Origin of the sequence: Aquiflexum sp. TKW24L, from assembly GCF_023502205.1 — a bacterium.
Lineage (GTDB): Bacteria > Bacteroidota > Bacteroidia > Cytophagales > Cyclobacteriaceae > Cognataquiflexum.
This window is the reverse complement of sequence record NZ_JAMFLG010000022.1, coordinates 39,437-61,320: the sequence shown is the minus strand read 5'-3', so window position 1 is coordinate 61,320 and position 21,884 is coordinate 39,437. Positions and strand designations below refer to the sequence as shown.

General features: G+C 40.9%; 13 protein-coding genes. 3 read left to right on the top strand and 10 right to left on the bottom strand.

Features of this window, described 5'->3' with window-relative positions; genetic code table 11:
- Positions 1 to 19: 19 nt before the first annotated feature.
- The 3 genes from M3O96_RS14635 to M3O96_RS14625 are packed head-to-tail and all read left to right on the top strand — an operon-like array spanning position 20 to position 5,391.
- On the top strand, positions 20 to 1,069 hold the full coding sequence (locus M3O96_RS14635; RefSeq protein WP_249721736.1) for an NAD(P)/FAD-dependent oxidoreductase: 1,050 nt from the start codon (positions 20 to 22) through the stop codon (positions 1,067 to 1,069).
- Between the two features lie 44 nt (positions 1,070 to 1,113).
- Complete coding sequence (locus M3O96_RS14630) at positions 1,114 to 4,497, top strand: biopolymer transporter Tol (protein ID WP_249721734.1); 3,384 nt, start codon at positions 1,114 to 1,116, stop codon at positions 4,495 to 4,497.
- A gap of 15 nt (positions 4,498 to 4,512) precedes the next feature.
- On the top strand, positions 4,513 to 5,391 hold the full coding sequence (locus M3O96_RS14625) for a YicC/YloC family endoribonuclease (RefSeq protein ID WP_249721731.1): 879 nt from the start codon (positions 4,513 to 4,515) through the stop codon (positions 5,389 to 5,391).
- A 20-nt stretch (positions 5,392 to 5,411) separates the two neighbouring features.
- Here the strand turns inward: M3O96_RS14625 and M3O96_RS14620 are convergent, their stop codons facing one another.
- From M3O96_RS14620 to tatA, 10 genes are all read right to left on the bottom strand, one after another.
- Entirely contained in the window at positions 5,412 to 6,074 is a 663-nt protein-coding gene (locus tag M3O96_RS14620; protein WP_249721729.1) for an energy transducer TonB, read from the bottom strand.
- Between the two features lie 117 nt (positions 6,075 to 6,191).
- Positions 6,192 to 6,866 (bottom strand): energy transducer TonB, encoded by a 675-nt coding sequence (locus M3O96_RS14615; protein WP_249721728.1) that lies wholly within the window; start codon positions 6,864 to 6,866, stop codon positions 6,192 to 6,194.
- Positions 6,867 to 7,103: 237 nt separating this feature from the next.
- Positions 7,104 to 7,481, bottom strand: coding sequence for a glycine cleavage system protein GcvH (gene gcvH / locus M3O96_RS14610; RefSeq protein WP_249721727.1), 378 nt, complete (start codon positions 7,479 to 7,481; stop codon positions 7,104 to 7,106).
- 54 nt (positions 7,482 to 7,535) lie between these two features.
- Positions 7,536 to 14,474 (bottom strand): T9SS outer membrane translocon Sov/SprA, encoded by a 6,939-nt coding sequence (gene sov / locus M3O96_RS14605; RefSeq protein ID WP_249721726.1) that lies wholly within the window; start codon positions 14,472 to 14,474, stop codon positions 7,536 to 7,538.
- 235 nt (positions 14,475 to 14,709) lie between these two features.
- Positions 14,710 to 15,309 (bottom strand): Holliday junction branch migration protein RuvA, encoded by a 600-nt coding sequence (gene ruvA / locus M3O96_RS14600; RefSeq protein WP_249721725.1) that lies wholly within the window; start codon positions 15,307 to 15,309, stop codon positions 14,710 to 14,712.
- 3 nt (positions 15,310 to 15,312) lie between these two features.
- On the bottom strand, positions 15,313 to 17,577 hold the full coding sequence (locus M3O96_RS14595) for an NADP-dependent malic enzyme (RefSeq protein WP_249721723.1): 2,265 nt from the start codon (positions 17,575 to 17,577) through the stop codon (positions 15,313 to 15,315).
- A 23-nt stretch (positions 17,578 to 17,600) separates the two neighbouring features.
- Positions 17,601 to 18,674 carry a DUF4837 family protein gene (locus tag M3O96_RS14590; RefSeq protein ID WP_249721722.1) on the bottom strand — a complete coding sequence of 358 codons (1,074 nt, stop codon included), beginning with the start codon at positions 18,672 to 18,674 and terminating at the stop codon, positions 17,601 to 17,603.
- 98 nt (positions 18,675 to 18,772) lie between these two features.
- Positions 18,773 to 20,203, bottom strand: coding sequence for a lytic transglycosylase domain-containing protein (locus tag M3O96_RS14585; RefSeq protein WP_249721721.1), 1,431 nt, complete (start codon positions 20,201 to 20,203; stop codon positions 18,773 to 18,775).
- A gap of 19 nt (positions 20,204 to 20,222) precedes the next feature.
- On the bottom strand, positions 20,223 to 21,653 hold the full coding sequence (gene gatA / locus M3O96_RS14580) for an Asp-tRNA(Asn)/Glu-tRNA(Gln) amidotransferase subunit GatA (RefSeq protein ID WP_249721720.1): 1,431 nt from the start codon (positions 21,651 to 21,653) through the stop codon (positions 20,223 to 20,225).
- 23 nt (positions 21,654 to 21,676) lie between these two features.
- Positions 21,677 to 21,880, bottom strand: a complete 204-nt coding sequence (gene tatA, locus M3O96_RS14575) for a twin-arginine translocase TatA/TatE family subunit (RefSeq protein ID WP_249721719.1) — start codon at positions 21,878 to 21,880, stop codon at positions 21,677 to 21,679.
- Between the last annotated feature and the right edge of the window lie 4 nt (positions 21,881 to 21,884).

Below are 21,884 nucleotides of genomic sequence, written 5' to 3'. Positions count from 1 at the left end.
AAAGAAACTAATTTTGACCATGGAAGTTGATTTTTTACTTATTGGTCAGGGATTGGCCGGTACGATATTGTCACATAGATTATTACAGCTTGGCAAAAAAGTGATGGTCATTGACCTTCCCAATGCCAATCAAAGCAGCCGGATAGCAGCAGGTCTTTATAATCCGATCACAGGCAAAAAAATGGTTAAAACCTGGAATGCAGATTTGCTTTTTCCGGAAATAGAACCCCTTTATTTTCAGCTAGAAGGACTTTTAGGAACAAAATTTCTCTACAAAAAGAATATATACCGTCCATTCCTAAATATAGAAGAACAAAATGAATGGATGGGAAAAACAGGCGATCCTGGATTTGAACCCTATTTCGAGGAAATATTTTCGAAGGAATTGTTTCCTGAGGTCATCAATCCCTTTGGAGGCATACTATTAAAAAATTCAGGTTACGTGGATATCAATGCACTTTTGGACGCCTATTCCGCCTATTTGAAAAATAGAAATCTACTTCTTGAAGAAGAGTTTGAAGAGGAATTTCTTGAAGGAGACAGAGATGGATTTAGATACAAAGGTATTTCGGCCAAAGGAATCGTTTATTGTAATGGACTTGGGGCGATGAAAAGCCGTTATTTTTCAAATTTGCCATTCGCACCGGTCAAGGGTGAAATACTTGACTTGGTACAGCGTTTCCATCCTGACGAAATCATCAATCGTGGGGTTTTTAGAATCACTCTTCCCAACGGAAATCTAAGAGTCGGATCGACCTACACTTGGCATGATTTGGATCAGGGGCCCACCGAAAATGCCAAAAATGAATTGTTAGAAAAACTAGAGAAGCTGGTTCCGGAAGAAGTTTCTGCCATCCAAAGTCATCGTTTCGGAATCCGTCCGGCAACAAAAGACCGAAAACCAATTATCGGTGAACATCCTGACTTTCCGGGCGTTTATATTTTCAATGGTTTCGGGGCGAAAGGAGTATCTTTGATTCCTTATTATAGCAATATGATGGTTGAAATGCTTTTATCTAGTCACCAACCTGAAAAAGAAGTAAACATTGCTAGGTTTGGAAAAACATAATTCAAATTTATAAGTATATTTAAAACCCAAGTGAATCAGGTTTGATGAAAAATAAGCTGGCATTCTTAGCCTTATCAATCTTCTTTTTGCAGCTTCCATTGCTGTCGTTAGCGCAGTTTAATGGAGATAAATTCGGTAAAAACCGGATCCAACATAAAAATATTGAGTGGTATTTCTACAGTTCCAATAACTTCGAGGTTTATTATTATGATGGGGGCATGAATAATGCCAAAATGGCCATCGATTATCTCGAAAGTGAATTCGAAAGACTGACCCAATTAATAGGATATGTGGCTTATACCAAGCCTAAAATTTTTATTTACAATTCTCCCGAAGAAATCCTCCAAAGTAATGTTGACCTGAACAAAGATGTATTTACGATTGATGGACAGACTTTTTTTAGCAAATTAATTGGGGAGGTGGCTTTTCCTGGTACTTGGGAGGCTTTCAAACGGGAATTGATCTACACCACTTCGAAAGTCATCATTGAAGAAATGCTCTATGGGTCCACCATTGCAGATGCTTTCCAGTCCAATTTGATCAACAGTTTTCCAGATTGGTATATCGATGGCGTGGCCATGTACCTTGCGCATGGATGGAGTATGGAAATGGATGATTTTGTAAGGCATCATTTAAAAGAAGAAAAAATTACGAAGCTCCATAAATTAAAAAGTAGGGAGGCGGGGCTTGTGGGACAGTCAATCTGGAATTTTATCGTAGAGAAATATGGCAGACGTTATATCTCTAGCATCCTGAATCTTTCGAGAATTAACAGAAACGAAGAAAACAGTATTGCCAATACTATAGGTGTTAACTATAGGGTTTTTCAGGATCAGTGGAAGCTATTCTATGTAAATGCCAACCAACAGGTATTCAATACTTTCAAAGATATCAATTCTTCAAATCAAATTGCTGAAACTTCTTCATCCTACCTTGGTATCATCAATGATATCAAATTCAGTCCCGATGCCAAGCATCTTGCTTATGTCATCAATAGTGGAGGAAAGTATAAAGTTCAGGTGAGAAACCTTGCTGATAACAGGGAAATTACGGTGTACTCAGGCGGAGCTGTTTCTGTTGACCAGCCGGTAAATCTTACCGTTCCTATAATCGCTTGGAAGGACACTTTAAATTTAGCTATCGCTACTTTTAAGAGAGGAACGACAACATTAAGATCTAGGGCTATCGACGGATCTAGTCAGGATAAAATATTTCTTAGAAACATCACACAGGTACTCAGTCTGGATTTTAATTCCACTGGAAAGAGTATGGTGCTTTCTTCCATTGCCAATGGCAAAACGGATGTCTATTCACTGAATGTACGGGGAGTTGGAAAAAGAATCACAAATGATGTTTTTGATAACATTACCCCGGTTTTTTTAAATGATTCTACGATCATTTACAGTTCCAATTTTACAACATTGCCTGATTCGGTTCTTACCAGAACTCCGGATGTAAAAATCCTTCCTGATTACTTCAATCTCTTTCAGGTTGATTTATGGGACTCAGCGAAAGTCACCAAACTCACTAACCTCAATAACAAAAACATCAGGCCAAGAATGCTGAATGGTAACAATGTTCTTTTTTTAAGTGATCAAAGTGGCATCATGAATCTGATGCGACTCACTGTGTCCAATGCCATTTCTAGTCAGATGACAGCTTTTAACAAAAGCTTGGAAGCGTTTGATTATTCCTCAAGGCTAAACAAAATCGCGTATTCTTACCGTGATGGAAACCGAAGCAGATTGGTGATTGAAAGTTATTCCAATATTGATCAATTTACCCCAAGTACTCCAAGAATTCAGCTTTCCCAAGCAAAGACATTATCTGAAAGGATATCCTCAAGAAGGTCAGAAATTGACGGGCAAGGCACCAAACCGGCAGTGGAGCTTACAAGGAGGGCAGAGCAACCTCAGGTAAAAAGGGATTCTACTTTAAACATCAGGTTAGAAGATTTGATGTTGGCTGCGCCCCCAGTTAACAATCAGAAGCAAAATGAAGTGGCAAAGGATTCCATTCCCGCACCAAAGAGTTTAACAGGAAGCATCAATACTGACAGGCTTAGATTTGAAAAAAAGGGAGGGATAGATACTGAAAATTACGCTTTTGACACGATTCCAAGACCTGCATCCCAACTTGTCCAAGCCAGTCAGTCAACTCAATCTACAAGTAGGAGTAATATGCTGGAAAACTTCAGAAGGCAAAGCCTTCAGAAGAGGATCACCGGTCCGGCAAGGATGACACCTCAGTTTATCACTTCCAATTTAAGCACAGATTGGGTAGTTGACCCATTGAGGGGCTTTGGATTGGGACTTTCTGGACGGATGACTGATATTTTGGACAACCATAATTTTAAAGGAGGCTTAATGTTTCCTCTTGATTTTAGGTCGGGAAGTGATATTTTCTTTGAGTATGAGTATCTGAAGCAAAGAATAGATTTTTCATTGAGGTATGACAGAAGATCCATACAGATCACCGAAGGTGACCTGACTTACCAGAAATATGTACTCAACAAGACGGAATTTGGATTCTCCTATCCATTTAATGTTCATTCAAGAGTGACTATAGCACCGTTCCTTGCCAAAACACAATATTTCAACCTGAATCCGGATTCCATTATTTTTGGTCAAGTTCCGGATCAAAACAGGTTCGATGTCACTTATGCTGGCGGTAGGTTTGAGTTTGTGTTTGATAAAACACAGCAACTTGGACTTTACACCCAAAAAGGTCCGAAGGCAAAGATTGGTGCAGTCCATTACCAAGGATTGAATAATGCCTCCAGGTCTTTCTCAAATTTCTATCTTGATTTCAGGAATTATCAAGTCATCCACAAAAATTTAATTTTAGCAACCAGGTTATTTGGAGGCTCATTTATCGGAAAAAACCCGCAGAATTATTTGGTAGGGGGAATGAACAATTGGCTCTTCAATGAATTCTATCAGCCACCAAGCAACAGACCTTCAGATTCACCGGTCAGGAATCCAACAGGCGTTGAAAACTCAAATATTCTGTTCGCGGAATTTGTTGACCTCAGAGGTTATCTTTTTGATGAAATCCGAGGCCGGAATGTGATCACCTTTACCACAGAGTTGAGGATCCCATTGTTCTCTTATCTTTCTAGGGGAAATATCACCTCTAATTTTATCAAGAATTTTCAAATGGTAGCCTTTTACGATGTAGGATCTGCCTGGAACGATGCAGCACCATGGGAAAGAGTCAATGATCAGAATACGGAAATAATCACGACTCCTGGATCACCTTTTGTGATTACTTTGAATAATTTTAACAATCCTTGGCTCCAAAGCTATGGAGCAGGTTTGAGGACCGTACTGCTCAATTATTACTTCAAGTTTGATGTGGCCCGTCCAATCAGGAATTATCAAACTGATGAGTTGAAATTTTACGTTACCTTGGGCTACAATTTCTAATCACAAGCACATATTATGATAAAGTCAATGACAGGCTTTGGTTTGGCCGGTTTTGAGGGTGACAATTATGTTGTCAGCGTCGAAGTAAAAACACTGAATTCAAAATTTTTAGATTTATCCATCCGGTCTCCGAAGCAATTTTCTGACAAAGAACTCGAAATCAGAAATATGGTCAGTGCGGTTCTTGAAAGGGGTAAAGTCAATCTAAACCTAGATTTTACCTACAAGACAATAGAAGAGACACCTGTCATGGTAAATGAACAGTTATTTTTGTCCTACTTCAAATCTTACCAAAAATTAGCTCAGCAAGTTCAAGCTGATTCATCGGATTTGTTCAAGTTGGCTTTGCAATCTCCCCAAGTCCTCAATACAAACGGGGAAAAAAAGTCGGATCCGGAAGAATGGGAAATTGTCAAAAAGGCTATAGGAAAGGCGCTTCAGCTTTGTGATGATTTCAGGAAAGATGAAGGGAATACTTTGGAAGGGAAATTCTTAGAAAATCTAGCCGTGATTAGGCAAGGATTGGAGACAATAAAAGTTCAGGATCCGGAAAGAAAAACTAGAATCAGGGAAAGAATCAAGGGAAATTTTAAAGATTGGATGGAAGAAAGTAATTTTGATCAAAATAGACTGGAACAGGAACTGATCTATTACTTCGAAAAGATTGACATTACCGAAGAAATCGTCAGGTTGGAATCGCACTTGGATTATTTTGAAAAAAACCTAAAAGGCGGGGACAGTCAAGGAAAGAAACTGGGATTTATCGGGCAGGAAATAGGCAGGGAAATCAATACCATTGGTTCCAAAGCAAATGACGCCATGATCCAAAGAAGTGTGGTGGTGATGAAGGATGAATTGGAAAAAATCAAAGAGCAGAGTCTGAATATATTGTAAAAGGGCCATTTGGGCCTTTTTTATTGTAACCTAAATTTGATCGGAACCCGCATTTTAACTTTTACAGGCAATCCACCGTTTCTTCCGGGAATCCAATTTTCTGCTTCTTGGATTACCCTGATGGCTTCCTCATCACAACCTGCCCCGATTCCTCTAATTACCTCTAGGTCTTCAATTTTGCCATATTTGTTTACCACAAAAGATACATAGACAGTTCCTTCCACTCCCATACGCCTTGCCTGAGTCGGGTATTTCATGTTTTTGGATAGGTAGGTGTTCCATGATTCCATTCCTCCCACAGGTTGGGGCATCACTTCCGAAAAGTCAAGCAAGACGACTACCGATTCCACCACAGGTGGTCCCTCAAGCACAATATCCGGAATAACTTCTGTACCCAAATCAATGAGGATGTCGCTGTCAGGGATGGCAATCTGATCGGGGACGATTTCGATGACGGGATTGATGATTTTTGGAGGAGGCGGGGTTTGGTGGGTGAGGGGCACTTCCGGGATATTTTCTTCCCCAAAAAGAATGTCAGACTCATCAAAAATCCTGTGGTTCATTATTTCTGTTTTCCATTCAAAAGCAAACAGCAGCAAAGACAAACTGATACAAAGACCAATATTGAGGAAATAACCTCTTTTTTGGTCAAGATCTGAAGACGGGTTTTTCTTGGTTTCCATGGTCGTATGTTTGGTGTCCATGAATTTAAAAAGTGTTGACCACTAATCTGTCAATTTAACTATAATTACCATATTAAAGAATGTTAAAAAAATAAGGGGCTTGTGGCCCCTTATGTATTATCCTAATTTGAATCTTATCGGAAGTCTCATCCTAACTCTTACAGGACGACCTCTTTGCTTACCTGGCGTCCATTTTGGTGCTCCGGTTACAACCCTTAGGGCTTCTTCATCACAACCTCCACCGATACCTCTTAGTAGTTCCACATCTTGTACAGATCCATCTGTATTCACAACGAACACAACATAAACAGTACCTTCGATTCCCATTCGTCTTGCTTGAGTTGGGTATTTAAGATTCTTTCTTAGATACTCATTCCAAGCTTCCATTCCTCCTGGAAATTCAGGAGAATTTTCAACCACGTCGAAAATTTCATCTGCTTTTTCTACTACAGGAGCGTCAGCGATCACAACTTCTTTGATGACTGTTTCTTCCTGTACATCCACATCGAAGTTAACTTCTATCTTTTCTTCAATTTCAACTTCATCGGGGATTTCCTGAATGACAGGCTGTTCAATTGGCGGTGGTGGCGGTGGTGGCTGTTCTGTGATTGGAATATCGAGCAATTCTTCAAAGTCATCGGAGACACTGCCTAGATCTTTCAAATTCCTATCATCATAGGATTTGTATTCAAAAGCAAATAGACATAACCCGACGCTAATGGCTAACCCAAGATTCAGGAACATTCCTGTCTTCTTGGATAAATCCGCTTGTGGCGTCTTTTTAGCTTCCATGGTTGTTGATTTATAAGGTTAATTATTTTTTACAAATAAAGAGATAACAATTTTAGCCATTTATTTTAATTTTTACAAGAGATGAAATTGCCTTGTATCAAATTATTGAACCAATTAGCCTAATTATTTCTCAAGAACTATTAAGATTAAATTTTACCCATTCTAACGTTTCATTAATTCTAACGTTTGGAATGTGTGGATTTCCTGATTTCTGCTTGATTGGATCGTTTTTTTAAATTACGCTCCTACCAATTCGGAATACTCTTCAAAAGACAAAAGGTCAGTAGGAGCATCTCCAGTAAATTTCACTTTGATCATCCATCCTGATTCATAAGGAGATTCGTTTACCAATTCTGGAGAAGATTCTAATTCTTCATTGAACGCAATGATTTCGCCTTCCAATGGCATAAAAAGATCAGAAACGGTCTTCACAGCTTCTACAGTACCAAAAACCTCACCGGCAGCGATGGTTTCGCCGACAGTTTCCACCTCGACATAGACAATGTCACCAAGTTCTCTCTGTGCAAATTCTGTAATCCCAATGACTGCGATGTCATTTTCAATTTTGACCCATTCGTGGTCTTTGGTGTACTTGAGCTCCTTAGGAAAATTCATATTGGATTATATTTATTGTGTCCAAAAATACAAGGATTCGACTAATGTAAAAACCTATTGTGCTAAATTAAATCTTAATTGTCCACCAAAGGCTGTAGAACTTCTACGGAAGGCTGTAGTGACCCTCGGGTCGTTTACAGTCCTGTCAAAATAGATCGTAATATTTAGGCTTTTACTCACAATGTACCCGATTGTTGGACGTATCTGAATATTCAGGTTACCATTGGTCACTGTGCTTCCTTCTTCGATTTTTCTCTGTACCTGCCTTGTATCTACGACTTTGGTACTTAACCTAAACTGCAGGTCATTTTCGAGGATTTCCTGTCTTCCTTTGATTTTGAATGGGATTTTTACACCGGCTTTGGTATATCCTAAGTCAAACCCAAAATCTCTGCTCGTCTGTTCTGTTACCTGCGCATTGGAGAAATTCAATCCTAGATTTCTTTCAGAATTATACTCCATCACAATATTCAATCTGTCTTTTGTCAATAGATTGATACCGATCAAAGGAGCAAAACGCTCAGAAAGTACTACCTGATTCAAGATGAAAACAGGGATGTATTCACCAAATTCATTGGTGAGGTTTGCTCCAGGAAAATTCCGGATGGTGTTATACAATTCAAGCCCTTGGTTATATAAGAGTGAGTTGGAAAAATTACTTACATCGTACGAAGAGGCATAAGTATGTGTCAAGCTTATACTGGAGAAATATTCTTTTAACGCAGGGACCTGACTCAAACCTTTATAATCTACCCGCCAATTTGGTATGGGAATTTTTGGAAAAGGGTTTAGCTCAATGGTATTCGGATCTCGTCCTGAATAAGCCGATAAGAATGAAAGTGTCAGTACATCCTGACCATTCAGAGAATATTCCCCACCGGGATTTTGGGCATTCAGCCTTGACTGTATGATGCTTCTGTTTTGTTCAAAATCTGTAAAAAGAGGGGAGTTGTTATTTTGATCATCTCTCGCCAAAGTTGTTCTTATTATCGAATAGGTGATGCTGTAAGCTCCGGATCGGTTAGGACTCAGGGAGTTGAAATCTCCGGGATTTTCGGTGGAATTCCTGAAAATCTCTGTGTAGTCTCCTGTCTCTCTTTTTCTTGCTTCAAAGTTGATGTTAAAATCCTTAAATGGAACCACTAAAGCAGTGACCTGAATGTTTTTGGTTTGGTTTTGTCTGAACAGCTGAGTCATTTCTGTACTAGGCGCCATCAGATTTTGCTCCGCTAGACTTAATCGAACATTAGGATCCTGACTACCAAAAATAAATCCAAAGCTAGGGTTCAGGAAGCTTCTGTCCAATCCCAACAATCCTGTCTCTGCCATATATCCAGGTAAGAAGGTACCTTCGACATTGGAGAATCTGAAGTTGATATCCTTGATCATGGTGAGGAACTGAATGGTTTTCCTTGTAAAAGGTGTACCGATGGTATCCTCCGCACTCACTGCAGTTCTTCCGGGAATACTTGGCCGCTTCGGTGCATTCAATGCTTGGTATTTGGCGCTTTTATTATAAAGTTTGACAAAATCCAATTTACCCACAATGGCCCTATCCCTTGTGTTTTGAATCACATTACCCAAAGTATCCCGCTGTCCGATGGCACCTGTAAGCCATGAATAAGTAGCGGCATATTTGTAATCCATACCTATCCAGTTCAAAGCCCCGATTTTATCAAGCGGTAGCTTGTAATTGATATTTACCTGATGGTTGTAATTTGTTGTCCTTCCAAAATTCCTGATGTTGTTCCGCAATGAATCCCTTTTGGTTTCTGAATCTATGTCACCGTCCGGTTCATCTACCACAGCCATGACCCTGCTGAGGTAATCCACCCGTAGGTTTTTGGTAAGATCCCAGTTTAGATTATAGGTCCTGTTGATGAAGAAGCTTTTTTGGAAGAAAGGATCAACCCCATCGATAGTCAATTGGTCATTGCGGTATTGAGTGCGCAAAAACCGCCTGTCCACATCCACTCTAGCCGCAAAGGAAGTCGGAACAAAGTTAAAATTCATGTCCCGGATAAGGCTGAATTTCTCTCCTCCGGCCCATTCAGAATTTTTGAATGGCTCAAGGACTACAGGTTTTGGCTGGTACACATAAGCAATATTTCCCAAGTATGTCTCAAATAGATAGCTTTCTGTATTGATATTACTTTGTCTCACAGAACCATGTGCATAAGAAAAGGAGAAGTTGCTCAAATCATAGACCCGGTTCTTTTCCTGATTTGGGTTTTTGTTTTTCCGCACATTGGTAAACCCAATATTTCTTCGGGTCATTTGATCCAAAACCTGATCCGTGTAAATTTCTCTTTCGGAATCTGTTTGGAATTTTTGGAGTGCCAGATCAAAGAGTACGTCAGGATTTAATGGATCGAACTGCGGTTTGGTAGTGGCATTTTCAAAACTGATATACATTGGAATCGTCAGGTTCAATCCCTCAGGAAGGATTTTATGAAGATTGACATTTGCAGATACATCGTATTGGGTGGCTGAAGTAATTGCTCTCTGTGACAGTCTTGTTTCCAAACCTCCAAATCCAAAGGTATTGTGCCTTACAGAGGTTGAAATAGTGGCGACATCTGCAATCTGCGCATTGAGTCTGGCATTGGCTGCCCATCCGGTTGATTCCTTAAATCCTGTCAACCTCAATTCATTTGCCCAGATACAAATGGACCTGGAGGCCCCACTGCCGCTTCCGGGATTTCTCACCCCGATCATCAGGCCTTGGACAAGGCTCAATTCGGGACGGCCCACCACGGTCACTTTATATTGTCGGATATCTTGGGAAAACGCCAGATTTAAAGGTACCCGTCGGTTGTCTCTTTCGATTTTGACTCCAACGATCTCATTGATGGCAATATCGATCTCATTTTCCAAAGGCCATATTTGTCGGGGATCTCTAGTTCCTTTTGGAGTGATATTGAGCGGAACTTCGATTTCATAATAGTTATCTGTATAATCTGTTCCCAATCTCAAAAATGCGGTCAATTCTCCATCTTGTGTATTTTCGCTATCTGCATGGATAAACATCTTCATCCTCTCAAACTGCACCATATTCAATGAGTTTGCATTTTTGAAAACAGCTCTTGCGTCTTTGGCCTGAAGGTCTTCCACACATAGTCTGATGGATTGCTCATTCAATACCCTTTCGACAGTGGCAAGATTATCCCTGTCCCTGACGATCCCTGGAGGCAATACGTAGGGGCTTTGGGTGGCGCTTCCCTGTCCATTGTCTTCAATATTGACCACATCGACACTGAAATTGGAATTGTCAGGCTCAGGAATTTCAAAAAATCCCCTTTCATAAAGAGATTCCAAAAATATCCGCCATTGGCTTGCTACCAAGCGGAAGTTTGCCATACGCATGACTACAGGCTGCTCGAAATCGGTCAGGTAAGTTCTCATGTATCGGATGGATTTGAATCCGGAGATTTCTCCCTGAACCCTATCCGGAGTCCTTACAGGGATTCTGAACAGGTACCAATTGACTTGGTCACCGCTTTGACTGGTAGTCACTTTGTCCACGATATAATTTCTCCCTACTTCCAGTTGTCCCGGTCTGAGGTCAATCTCATATTCATAGTAAGCTTCAAGTTCATTGATGGTATTGTCGTTGTTCAGATCCTCATTGTCTGGAAGGTTAGAACCAGCAGGAACAAAAGACAGGTTGCTGTTAGTGGAAATGGGCGTGTTCCCATCCATACCGTTGAATTTCTTATATCTCTCAAGGATTTTGATATTGTTATTGTCAAGTTCAGGTCCTAAGTAATATTGAAAATTATCAGCGGAAGGGTCATTTCGGATATTCTGCAAGGCCGCAGGACTCACATTGAGTCGGTCAATAAACCGGCTTCTGAAAAATTCTTCTTCTTCCTCATTTCTCAACCCATCCAGTCCGACATCCTGATTTACCCTTGATTCTGGTGAATTATCAAAGGCAGGAAGGAGAAATTGTTGTTGGGTAATTTTACCCCATTCGGTGACGTTGGCATTATCCGGATTTCCATCTGCAGGTAAGCCATTTTCAAATCCATGTCTGCCATCTTTGATGACATCCTCCGAAACCTCCCCTAGGTTAAAAATCAGTTTTCCTCCTGTACGGTTATTCTGGTTAAAATTCCCATCCAAAACCCTTCCGTTTTCTCCTTCAATAAATGGATCCAACAACCAGAATTCAAGGTACTCGATGTTGGTTCTGTCAAAATCCACTTCAGTGGTGATCGGTCTGGTTACCCCACCATAATTTTGCCTTGGATTGGGAAGAAAACCGTCCGTAGTCAGGTTTGGGTTGTAATTGTACATCCCTCTTTCGCTTGGAAAATACGCCAATTCAAAAAGAGGTTCAGGTAGTATAACAAAATCTCTTGATCTGTTTTGAAATATTTCCTGTGGCAAAATACCCCTCACATAATGATTGACCCGGTCTTCTTTGGTGATATTGGAAGGGACATCCGCCCCTCCATCTCTGTAAAAAATATTATCAATATTGTACCAGGCTACTTTTGCCCTGCGATAGGCGCTGCCGAGTCTGTCAGGGGTAATAGCACTCAAGTCAAATTGGTTGTTGTCTGTTTTTGGAGTAGCCGCTAGATGCCAAGTCTGTGCTGCTGAGCCGCCTAGACCATATGGAGTTATGGCTGTTTCGAAATCGTCTATATAGTTAGTAGGCTCTCCCAAAACCTGGTTGGAAGTACCTGGGAGGAGCTGTGCAAATTCACCACTGATCTGCACCAACGATTTCTCTTTGGTATTGGTAAAAGGTAAGGCATCAGCCAATTTGGTCAGGAATCTGGATTCGTCACTGAAGTTGGCATCCAATCCCCACATGCTGTTCCTCAGGGTTTCATTACCGATGGCAATCCTTGTGATATTCGGCCGCTCGTTCAAATACAAGAAAGTACCTCCAACATTGAATTTATCATTGAGGATATAATCAAGCCTTGTCCCCAACAAACTCCGAGTCTGGAAGGATACCAAATCCGCCTTTTCAAAACTGATAGAAATTCTCTTTCCTGATTGTAGGATTCCTTCGTTGATGATGGTGACTCTACCAAAATTATAATCAATAGTAAAATCAACTCCCTCTGTCAGTGGAATATTACCTGCCATCACGATGACCGATCCCGGTGATATATTGAGCCCTGGTAACAAAATTTCAGAAGCGGAGCCTGCAGTGAGCCTACCCTTGATGAAGAATTTGTCATATCGGGTCACCAATTCTGCATCGGCTAGTGTCGTCCGGTACAGGGTGTCAAAAACATACTTATTGGCTAGATTGGCTTCATTTGGCAAAAACTGATTCCGCAGTGTTCTTCCAAAAGGCTCAAGTACAGGAAATACCAATAAACCCCGTTCAGGAAAAATAGTAATGCCTGGGATAAAATCAAAGTTGCCGTCAGGTGCGGGATCATTTTGAGGGTTGAGGTTATCAAGTCCGGTCAACCTGATCAGGGGTCTGTTTTTGACGTTTTCACCTTCAAGAAGAGTTGGGTTATCCAGACCTGTCCTATCATCCCTGTAGATCACCTGAAGTTGAAATCCTTCTTGTTGGATCTGGTTGGCATTCAGGTTGTAAATGTTTTTCATCATCAAATCCCAAGTGGGAATCCTGATGTTGATCCTTGCCGGCCTGAGCATTTTAAGAAAAATCAGGTCAGAGATCGGACGGTTCTGATAGTCTTCTGATAATTCTCCTACTTTGTATACCTGTCCATTGTAGGTGTATTCGAAGGAAACCGCCAAAACTTCGTCATTTTGGAGCCTTCTTGAAAGGGAAATGTAACCAAGTTCTCTGTTGAATTGAAATTCAGTCTCAGCCAATCTCCTTGCCCCATTGACCTGTTCGAAATCTATGCCTCTAGTTAGCCCAAGGTTGGATTCTATGGCACCTGAACCTGTGTCAAATGGTCTGAATGCCGGATTTCCATTGAGTCTATCAAAAAGTAAATTGGCCTGGTTGAAGGCTGGTGCATTGGGGTTTCCGGGACCGATGTTTGGATTTTCGGGTTTATATATTCTCGAACCTTCCCCTAAATCTATGAAAGATGTAAAATTTCTTAGGGTTTCTGTATTCTGGGCACGGTTCATAATGTAAACTTCCACCCTGGTGATGTTGAGCCCTGAAAGGACCTGCGGGAGACCTCTCAGCCATCTTTCGTAATTGTCTCTGAAGAAATGTCCAAGAAAAAAGTGGCGGTTTTCATCATAGGAAGAGCCTTGGATTTCGAATTGTCTTCCCTGTCCACCTGCTTCTATTACTAGTTCATCTCTTCGGCCTCTTTGAGTAGAAGCCACGCCTGTGACGAAAAGTTTGCCAAATTGAAGCTGAGTTTTGACACCAAATAGGTTTTGGGCACCTTGGATCAGGCTGTTTTGGACAGGCATGCTGACATTTCCGATTTCTATGGATTTGATGATGTCTTCCTCAAAACCCGTATATTCTGCCTTAAGTTGGTTTTGAAAATCGAAGGAATTGTTGGAATCAAAGTTTGCCCCGATTTTCAATTTTTGCCCCAAAGTTCCATTAACAGCCATTTGGATCTGTTGGTTAAAATTGAAGTTTCCGTTTTGTTGCTGCCTGACTGGGATGGATGGGTTGTCTATTCTCCTAAAAATTGCCCCAAGGTCCAGATCGACAAAACCTGTTGGGATGATGTTGATATCGCTTCCACCAAAAATTCGGTCTAGGCTTGGACTTGTAGTGATCGGTGGGATCAGATTTCTTCCACTGACAGGGCTTTCCCCATCGAGACCTTTGGACCTGCTGCGCCAATATTCCTGTCTGACCCTATATTCCTGAATCTTGGAAAATTCATCAAAATCATACACTACACCCGGATCTACATCTGTGGAATCGAGTTGATCCTGAATTCGATACCGAGGTATTGAGTCCATTTCCACCTGAATATTGGGTTGGATAGGACCTACTTTATTGAATGGAGAATATGTTGGCAGGTATGGGTTTTGGGTAGGAAATAGGGGATTGGTCCTCATATTTTGCCAAAGCAAAAATGAGGGAAGCATTCTCCTTTTATTCAAAGAATCAATTCTGCTCTGAACGCTGTCAAGTCTGGTTTGGACACTGTCAGCATTGATTTCCTGGGCTTGTAAAGAATTAAAAATCAATAAGCAATAGACCAGAATCAGAAGACCTATTGGTTTCAAATGAGTTGTTGCGCTTTTTTTTGAAAAAAATTGCGGATACAAAAGACAGTCGGGTTTGTGATGATTACGGGTTTTTTAAAGATGCTTTAATTAATTCTTCCAAAGAAATTTCCGGACCGGTATTTTTTAAAACAGTTGCGATGTTTTTTTCCGCAACGGCCTTGGTAAACCCTAATGTCAGCAAGGCTTGTAACGCCTCTTCTTTTGTTTTATTGTTGGTTTTTGAAAAGGAAGAGCTTGGGATGACTACATCAGCAAATGATACTTTCTTGATCTTATCCTTCAATTCAAGAATTATCCTCTGTGCAGTTTTGGCCCCTACACCTTTCACATTTTGAATAGTTCGGGCGTCTTCGCCCACAATTGCATTTTCGAGTTCTTCTGAGGTCAAAGAAGAAAGAATCATGAGTGCGGTATTGGGTCCAACTCCCGATATAGAAATCAGGTTGAGGAACAATTTTTTCTCTGAATCTTGGCTGAATCCATATAAAGTATGGCTGTCTTCTTTGATACTTAAATAAGTGAGGAGCATAACTAGCTCCTCATCTTTGATCTGTGAATAGGTCTGAAGTGAAATTTTGACTTCGTAACCTACACCTGAAATATCAATTATTACAAACGTCGGGTCTTTGTAAGCCAATTTCCCTTTTAAATATGCAATCATTCTTTAATCCTTTGTTTGGGCATCTACCACTGCGATAGCTACCATGTTGATAATATCCCGTATCGAACTTCCAAGCTGTAATATATGAACAGGTTTGTTCATCCCCAATAGTACAGGTCCGATTGCTTCTGCATTTCCCAATTCGGAAAGAAGTTTATATGCTATGTTTCCGGAGCTGAGGTCTGGGAATATCAGGGTATTGACTTTATGGCCAATCAATGAACTGAAAGGGTAAGTTTCCTTTTGGATTTCTTCATCCACAGCGACGTTGGCCTGCATTTCTCCCTCGATGATAAGTTCCGGATATCGGTCTTTTGCCATTTTGGTGGCAATAGCAGTCTTGGAGGCTATTTCCCCCTTTGCTGATCCAAAATTTGAATAGGAAAGCATTGCGACTTTTGGTTCAATATTGAAAAACCGAACCCCACTTGCTGTCAATCCTACAATTTCGACCAATTGCTCTGCCGTTGGATTTACATTTACTGTGGTGTCCGAAAAAAAGAACGGACCTTTGGACGTATTCATGATATACATACCGGCGACTCTATTGACATTTGGCTTCACGCCGATTACTTGCAACGCCGGAAGGATGGTTTTTGGGTAATCTTTAGTAAGCCCTGAGATCAATGCATCAGCCTCACCGAGCTCCACCATCATGGCGCCATAGTAATTACGGTCTTTCATCAGACGGATACATTCTGACGGAGTCAAGCCTTTTCTTTTTCTCTTTTCATAGAGAATATTACCATAGTGCTTGAGTTTCTCTTCATCCATGTAAGGATCGATGATGGTCACTCCGGTCAAGTCGAGGTTATGCTCCTCTATGAGGGAATCTATTTTCTCTTTATTTCCAAGCAAAATCGGAATAGCTACCCGTTCGTCTCTCAAAAGCTGGGAGGCTTTCAGGATTTTGACATTATCAGCTTCTGCAAATACAACCCGCTTAGGATCTTTCTTGGCTCTTGTCACTACACGGAGCATCAGCCTCTGGTCAATGCCGATTCTTTCCTGAAGTTCTAAATTATAAGCTTCCCAATCCGTGATCAGGGTTTTGGCAACACCTGATTCCATGGCTGCTTTTGCTACTGCAGGTGCGATGGTAGTAATCAGCCTTGGGTCCAATGGTTTTGGTATTAGGTAGGTTTTTCCAAAGGTGATTTTATTGTCACCATATGCTCTATTGACAATATCGGGAACCGGTTCTTTTGCCAATGCAGCAATAGCCTTGGAGGCAGCAAGTTTCATTTCTTCATTGATGGATGTTGCTCTTACATCAAGGGCGCCACGGAAGATATAAGGAAAACCGAGAACGTTATTCACCTGATTGTGATAATCGGATCTTCCTGTTGCCATGATTATATCATCTCGAGTAGCCATAGCGAGGTCATAAGCAATTTCAGGATCGGGGTTGGCCAAAGCAAAAACAATGGGATGTTTTGCCATGAGCATTATTTGCTCGGGATGTACAGAATTAGCGGATGACAAACCTAGAAAAACATCTGCACCCGTCATCGCCTCTGTGAGTGTATGAAGATCCTTAGCAGTTGCGAATTCAATTTTGGTCGCATCCAGATCGGCTCTATCCTTCCTGATGACTCCTTTTCTATCACACATGATGATATTCTCGGGTTTTACGCCAAGAGTCATGTAGAATCGGGTACAAGCAATAGCTGAAGCGCCTGCTCCATTGACTACCAATTGGATTGCTTCGATCTTCTTGTCCACTACTTCCAAGGCATTCAACAATGCCGCACCGGAGATAATGGCTGTTCCGTGTTGGTCATCATGCATGACCGGGATATTCATTTCCCTTTTAAGTGTCTGTTCGATGATGAAGCACTCAGGTGCTTTGATATCTTCCAGATTGACACCTCCAAAAGTAGGTTCGAGGGATTTGATGATATGGATAAGTTTGTCAGGATCGTTTTCTGCGATCTCAATGTCAAACACATCAATTCCTGCAAATTTTTTGAAAAGGACACCTTTTCCTTCCATCACAGGTTTGGATGCTTCCGGGCCAATATTCCCTAATCCAAGGACGGCGGTACCGTTGGAAATTACTGCAACCAAATTGCCTTTGGCCGTATATTTATAGACACTTTCTTTGTTTTCAGCTATTTCCAGACAGGGTTCTGCCACTCCGGGCGAATAAGCGAGTGCTAGGTCTAACTGGCTGGAAAGCGGCTTGGTGGGTACAACTTCTATTTTTCCGGGTTTCCCCTGTGAATGGTAATTTAATGCGTCTTGTTTTCTAATTTTAATAGCCATAAAGGTTTTTAATTATAAAGGGATCAGCTAGCTTTTTCTTTTTCGCCCAAAAGATCAGTAGCCAATAGGATGGTTTCTATTTCTCGGATTGCTTCACGGTGAGCCTCATTGGGATAGTAAACAAAGCCTTCCATGTAGTAAAGTTTTCCATTTTTTGAATCCACAATCACGTAAGCCAAAAAGGATCCTCCCATACTAAGGTTATTGGTTTTCCATCCGCCTCTGATTTCTACACCATAATTATCTTTGATCAGGAAGTTTTTGAATAGAGGAGTAGGATCCACTCTTTCGATTGTCAAATAGGAATTTGGATTTCTAGGGTCCCCAAAGATGTGTTTTTTTGCAATTTTATCCCGCAACCCCATCAATGAATCAGGGAAAACCTGCTCCTCAGATGTGTAATCTGTAGCGTAGAAAAACAGGCTGATGTCGGGTCGGTCTGTGGTGGGGGTAGGTTGTCTTAACCAAAGAAAATCATCTTCGGATTTGACAATCTGATAAGATGCCGGCGTGTTGATTGCCAGGCCCAATTTTTCTGAGGCGACTCTTGCTTCTGAGCTTTTTCTACTCATCAGTACTTTCTCCATTCTCTCCCTCTCCCTCACCTGAAACAGGTTCTGCAGCTTGTTTTTGTTTTTCAATAAATTTTCTACCAATTGGGACTCATTGTTACCAAATAGATAAATCACTTCTTGTCCTTTAGCAAATTCGTCCTCACTTCTCAAAAGGTAGAGACTTGGATCGCTAGCAGCTTTTTGTTTGGCTTCTTTGGTAAAAATTGCATTTATGTTTTGGCTACCGATTTTTTTGTCATCAAAAGTAGTTACAAAAATAATGTTGGTTGATATTTTGAAAATCCTTGACATAGCGCTGGGATCAATTTTCCGGATGTCAAACATTCTTTCTCCTCTGATCAATCCTGGGACATCTGACTCAAATACTTCTCTCAAAGCTTCACCAACTGGACCGTCCCATTTGGCTGAATCAATTGCCAACACTATTTCCCCGATTGCACCTCTTGCTTTGGGTTTGGTAGAAGATGAGCCTTCGCCTTGCTCACAGCTCCAAAAAGCCATCATTCCAATGATAAAGATCATTGGAAAGGTTATTTTTCTATAATTCTTCATAATAGTTTAATTATTTGTGCAATTTAGAAATATGAATAACCTGAAAAAAGTTTTACTAATCAAATAGGTTAGCCGATTTTTAATTTTTGGCCTGGTTTGATTTGATTAGAATTGAGGTTGTTGAGCTTCTTGATTTGGTCAATGGTTAATCCGTTGAATTTTTTTGAAATTATCCAAAGTGAATCTCCAGGCTGTACTGTGTAAAATTCTGGGATTTGGGTGGAAGAGGTCGTGTTGTTGCTTGCTAGGTTGGTGTCAATAGAGCCGCCTTTTTTATAGATGGCAAGTTTCTGTCCTACTTTGATGTTGTTTGAACTTAAGTTATTCCAGTTTTTGATGTTAGTCACTGTTGTTCCGTGCTTTTGTGCGATAGATCCAAGAACATCCCCTGATTTGACTACGTAGGTGATTTTATTTTGGGTAGACAATGTTGAGTTTGTTGTTGCTGCAGCTACTGGTTTGCTGGGACTTGCGGTGGTGGCAGGAACTGTTCTAAGTGCGACTGTTCTCTCAGTGGATATTTTGACAGCATCTGCAAATTGTTCTTTATTTTCTGTGATATAGCTGACTTTAGATTTTGGGACATTCACAGCCATGTATTGATTGGAAGAAGGAATAATTCGATCCTGAACAGCAGGATTTAAAGCTTCCAAATCTGCAATACAAATTCCAGTCACGGCTGCGAGCAGCTCGAGATCCAATTCCTGATTGAACTTGATTTTATCATAAGCCATCGGATAGGTGGGGTGTTCGAGGATCAGGTTATGGTCTTCTGCATACCTCATGACGTACATCATGGCCTGAAATTGGGGGACATAGCTTCTGGTTTCTTTTGGCAGAAAATCATAAACACCCCAAAATGTCTTTTTTCCACCCGATTTTCTGATTGCTTTTCTGACATTACCCGGACCGCAATTGTAGGCTGCCAAGGCCAATTCCCAATCTCCAAACATCCTGTATAAGGACTTTAGGTATTTGGCTGCTGCATCTGAAGACAATTCAGGATCCATCCTCAGGTCAACATCTTTGTTATAATCCAATCCATACATTTTGCCTGTGGCTGGCATAAACTGCCATAATCCCAAGGCCCCAACCCTTGATTTTGCCTTCGGATTAAGTCCTGATTCGATGATCGAAAGGTACTTGATATCATCCGGCATGTCATGAGATATAAGGGATTCTTCAAACATGGGAAAGTAAATATTCTTCCTTTGAATCACCATTTTGGTATATTCCCTATTTCTGACCACAAAGTAATTGATAAATGAGAAAATTCTCTCATTCAATTCAAATGGCATGTTTGTGTCCATTGCCTTGACTTTTTTGGCAACCTGCTCGTAGGTAAAATCAGGAATGTATTCAAAATGGTAAATGGGAGCAATTGTTTCTTCTTCAATTGTCGCATTGTTGAGACCAAATAATTCCTGACTGTAAGCAAATGGTTGAATAAGAAAAAAAAGTAGAAAAGTGGGGACTAAGGAGATAGATAGATTTTTCATTGCCGGGTGATTTTTGAGTTTAATTACTATTAAGTTCCATCAGATAATTACCAAAAGCGTATAATTCTGCCTCTTTAAATGAATTTGCCATAATCTGGATACCGATAGGTAAACCCTTACTGTCTGTACCGTTTGGAAGGGATAAAGCAGGAACTCCTGACACAGAAGCCTGCACTGTAAATAAGTCTTCCAGATACATGGCAACCGGGTCATTGCTATGCTCTCCAAACTTAAACGCCGTCGATGGCGTAGTTGGCAATATAATGTAATCAAATTTATTTAAAACTTCTTCAGTATATTCTTTTATTAATCTCCTGACCTTCTGAGCTTTGGTAAAATAGGCATCATAGTAGCTTGCGCTTAGCACAAAAGTGCCCAACATTATCCTCCTTTTTACCTCGTCTCCAAATCCCTCCGACCTTGTCATTTTATACATGCTTTCTAGGTTGTGGGCACTTGGACTTCTATGGCCGTACTTCACACCATCAAATCTTGACAAATTTGAGCTTGCCTCAGCAGTGGTAAGAATATAGTAAGTTGGTAAGGTATATTTCAACAGGGGAAAATGAACTTCCTCCACCTGATGTCCTTCTTGTTTCAGTTTTTCCAATACAGCCAAGGTATTGGCCTTGATTTCTGGCTGAAGTGCATCGGACTCAATGGTCTCAGTAATAAATGCAATTTTTGCTCTTTTGCCGAAATGCAACAGTTCAGAATAATGGGGCACGGCTTTTTTGGAAGCGGTACTGTCAAAATTATCCGGACCTGCCATGATTTCCATGACGAGAGCGTTGTCACTGACATTGCGGGAAAGTACACCGATCGTATCAAAAGAAGATGCATAGGCGATCAAACCCCACCTCGAAACTCTTGAATAAGTCGGTTTGATCCCTACTAGTCCGGTGAAAGCTGCGGGTTGTCTGACAGACCCGCCTGTGTCTGTTCCCAAAGAAACGGTACATAAGTTGGCTTGCACAGCAACAGCTGATCCTCCGGAAGATCCGCCGGGTACGCGGGTTTCATCAGCAGCATTCAATACTTTGCCATGAGCTGAATTCTCGTTTGAACTACCCATTCCAAATTCATCACAGTTGAGTCTTCCGATAATGATAGCGTCTTCATCGATGAGTCTCTGGACAGCGGTAGCGGTAAACTGTGATTTGAATCCTTTTAAAATATTGCTGGAAGCATTGGATTGGTGGTCTTTATAGACTAAGACATCTTTGATGCCCACGGCCATGCCGGCAAGTCTACCGGCTTTTCCTGAAGCGATTCTCTCATCTACTTTGGCAGCCTGTGCCAGAGCGGAATCCTTATAAACTTCAACGAAGGCGTTGAGGTGCGCCTTCGTTTGGATATTTTGTAGATAATAATTTACTATCGCTTTACAATCGGTTTCCCTATTTTCAAGCGACTTTTTAATGTCGTCAAATGAAAGGAATTTTTCCAAGGTGCTTTACTCTTTAATTCTGTTTAGTCTTTTTTCTTTTTGTCTTTGAGACCTTCTTCAAGGTCATCCTGAATCTCCTTGGTGGCATCTTTGAACTCTCTGATTCCTCTTCCTAGTCCTCGTGCCAATTCAGGGATTCTTTTGGCACCAAATAGCAGAAGGATAACAACTATTATCAAAATAATAGAACCTCCGCCCATGTTTTGCAAGAAACCCAATGTAGTCATGATG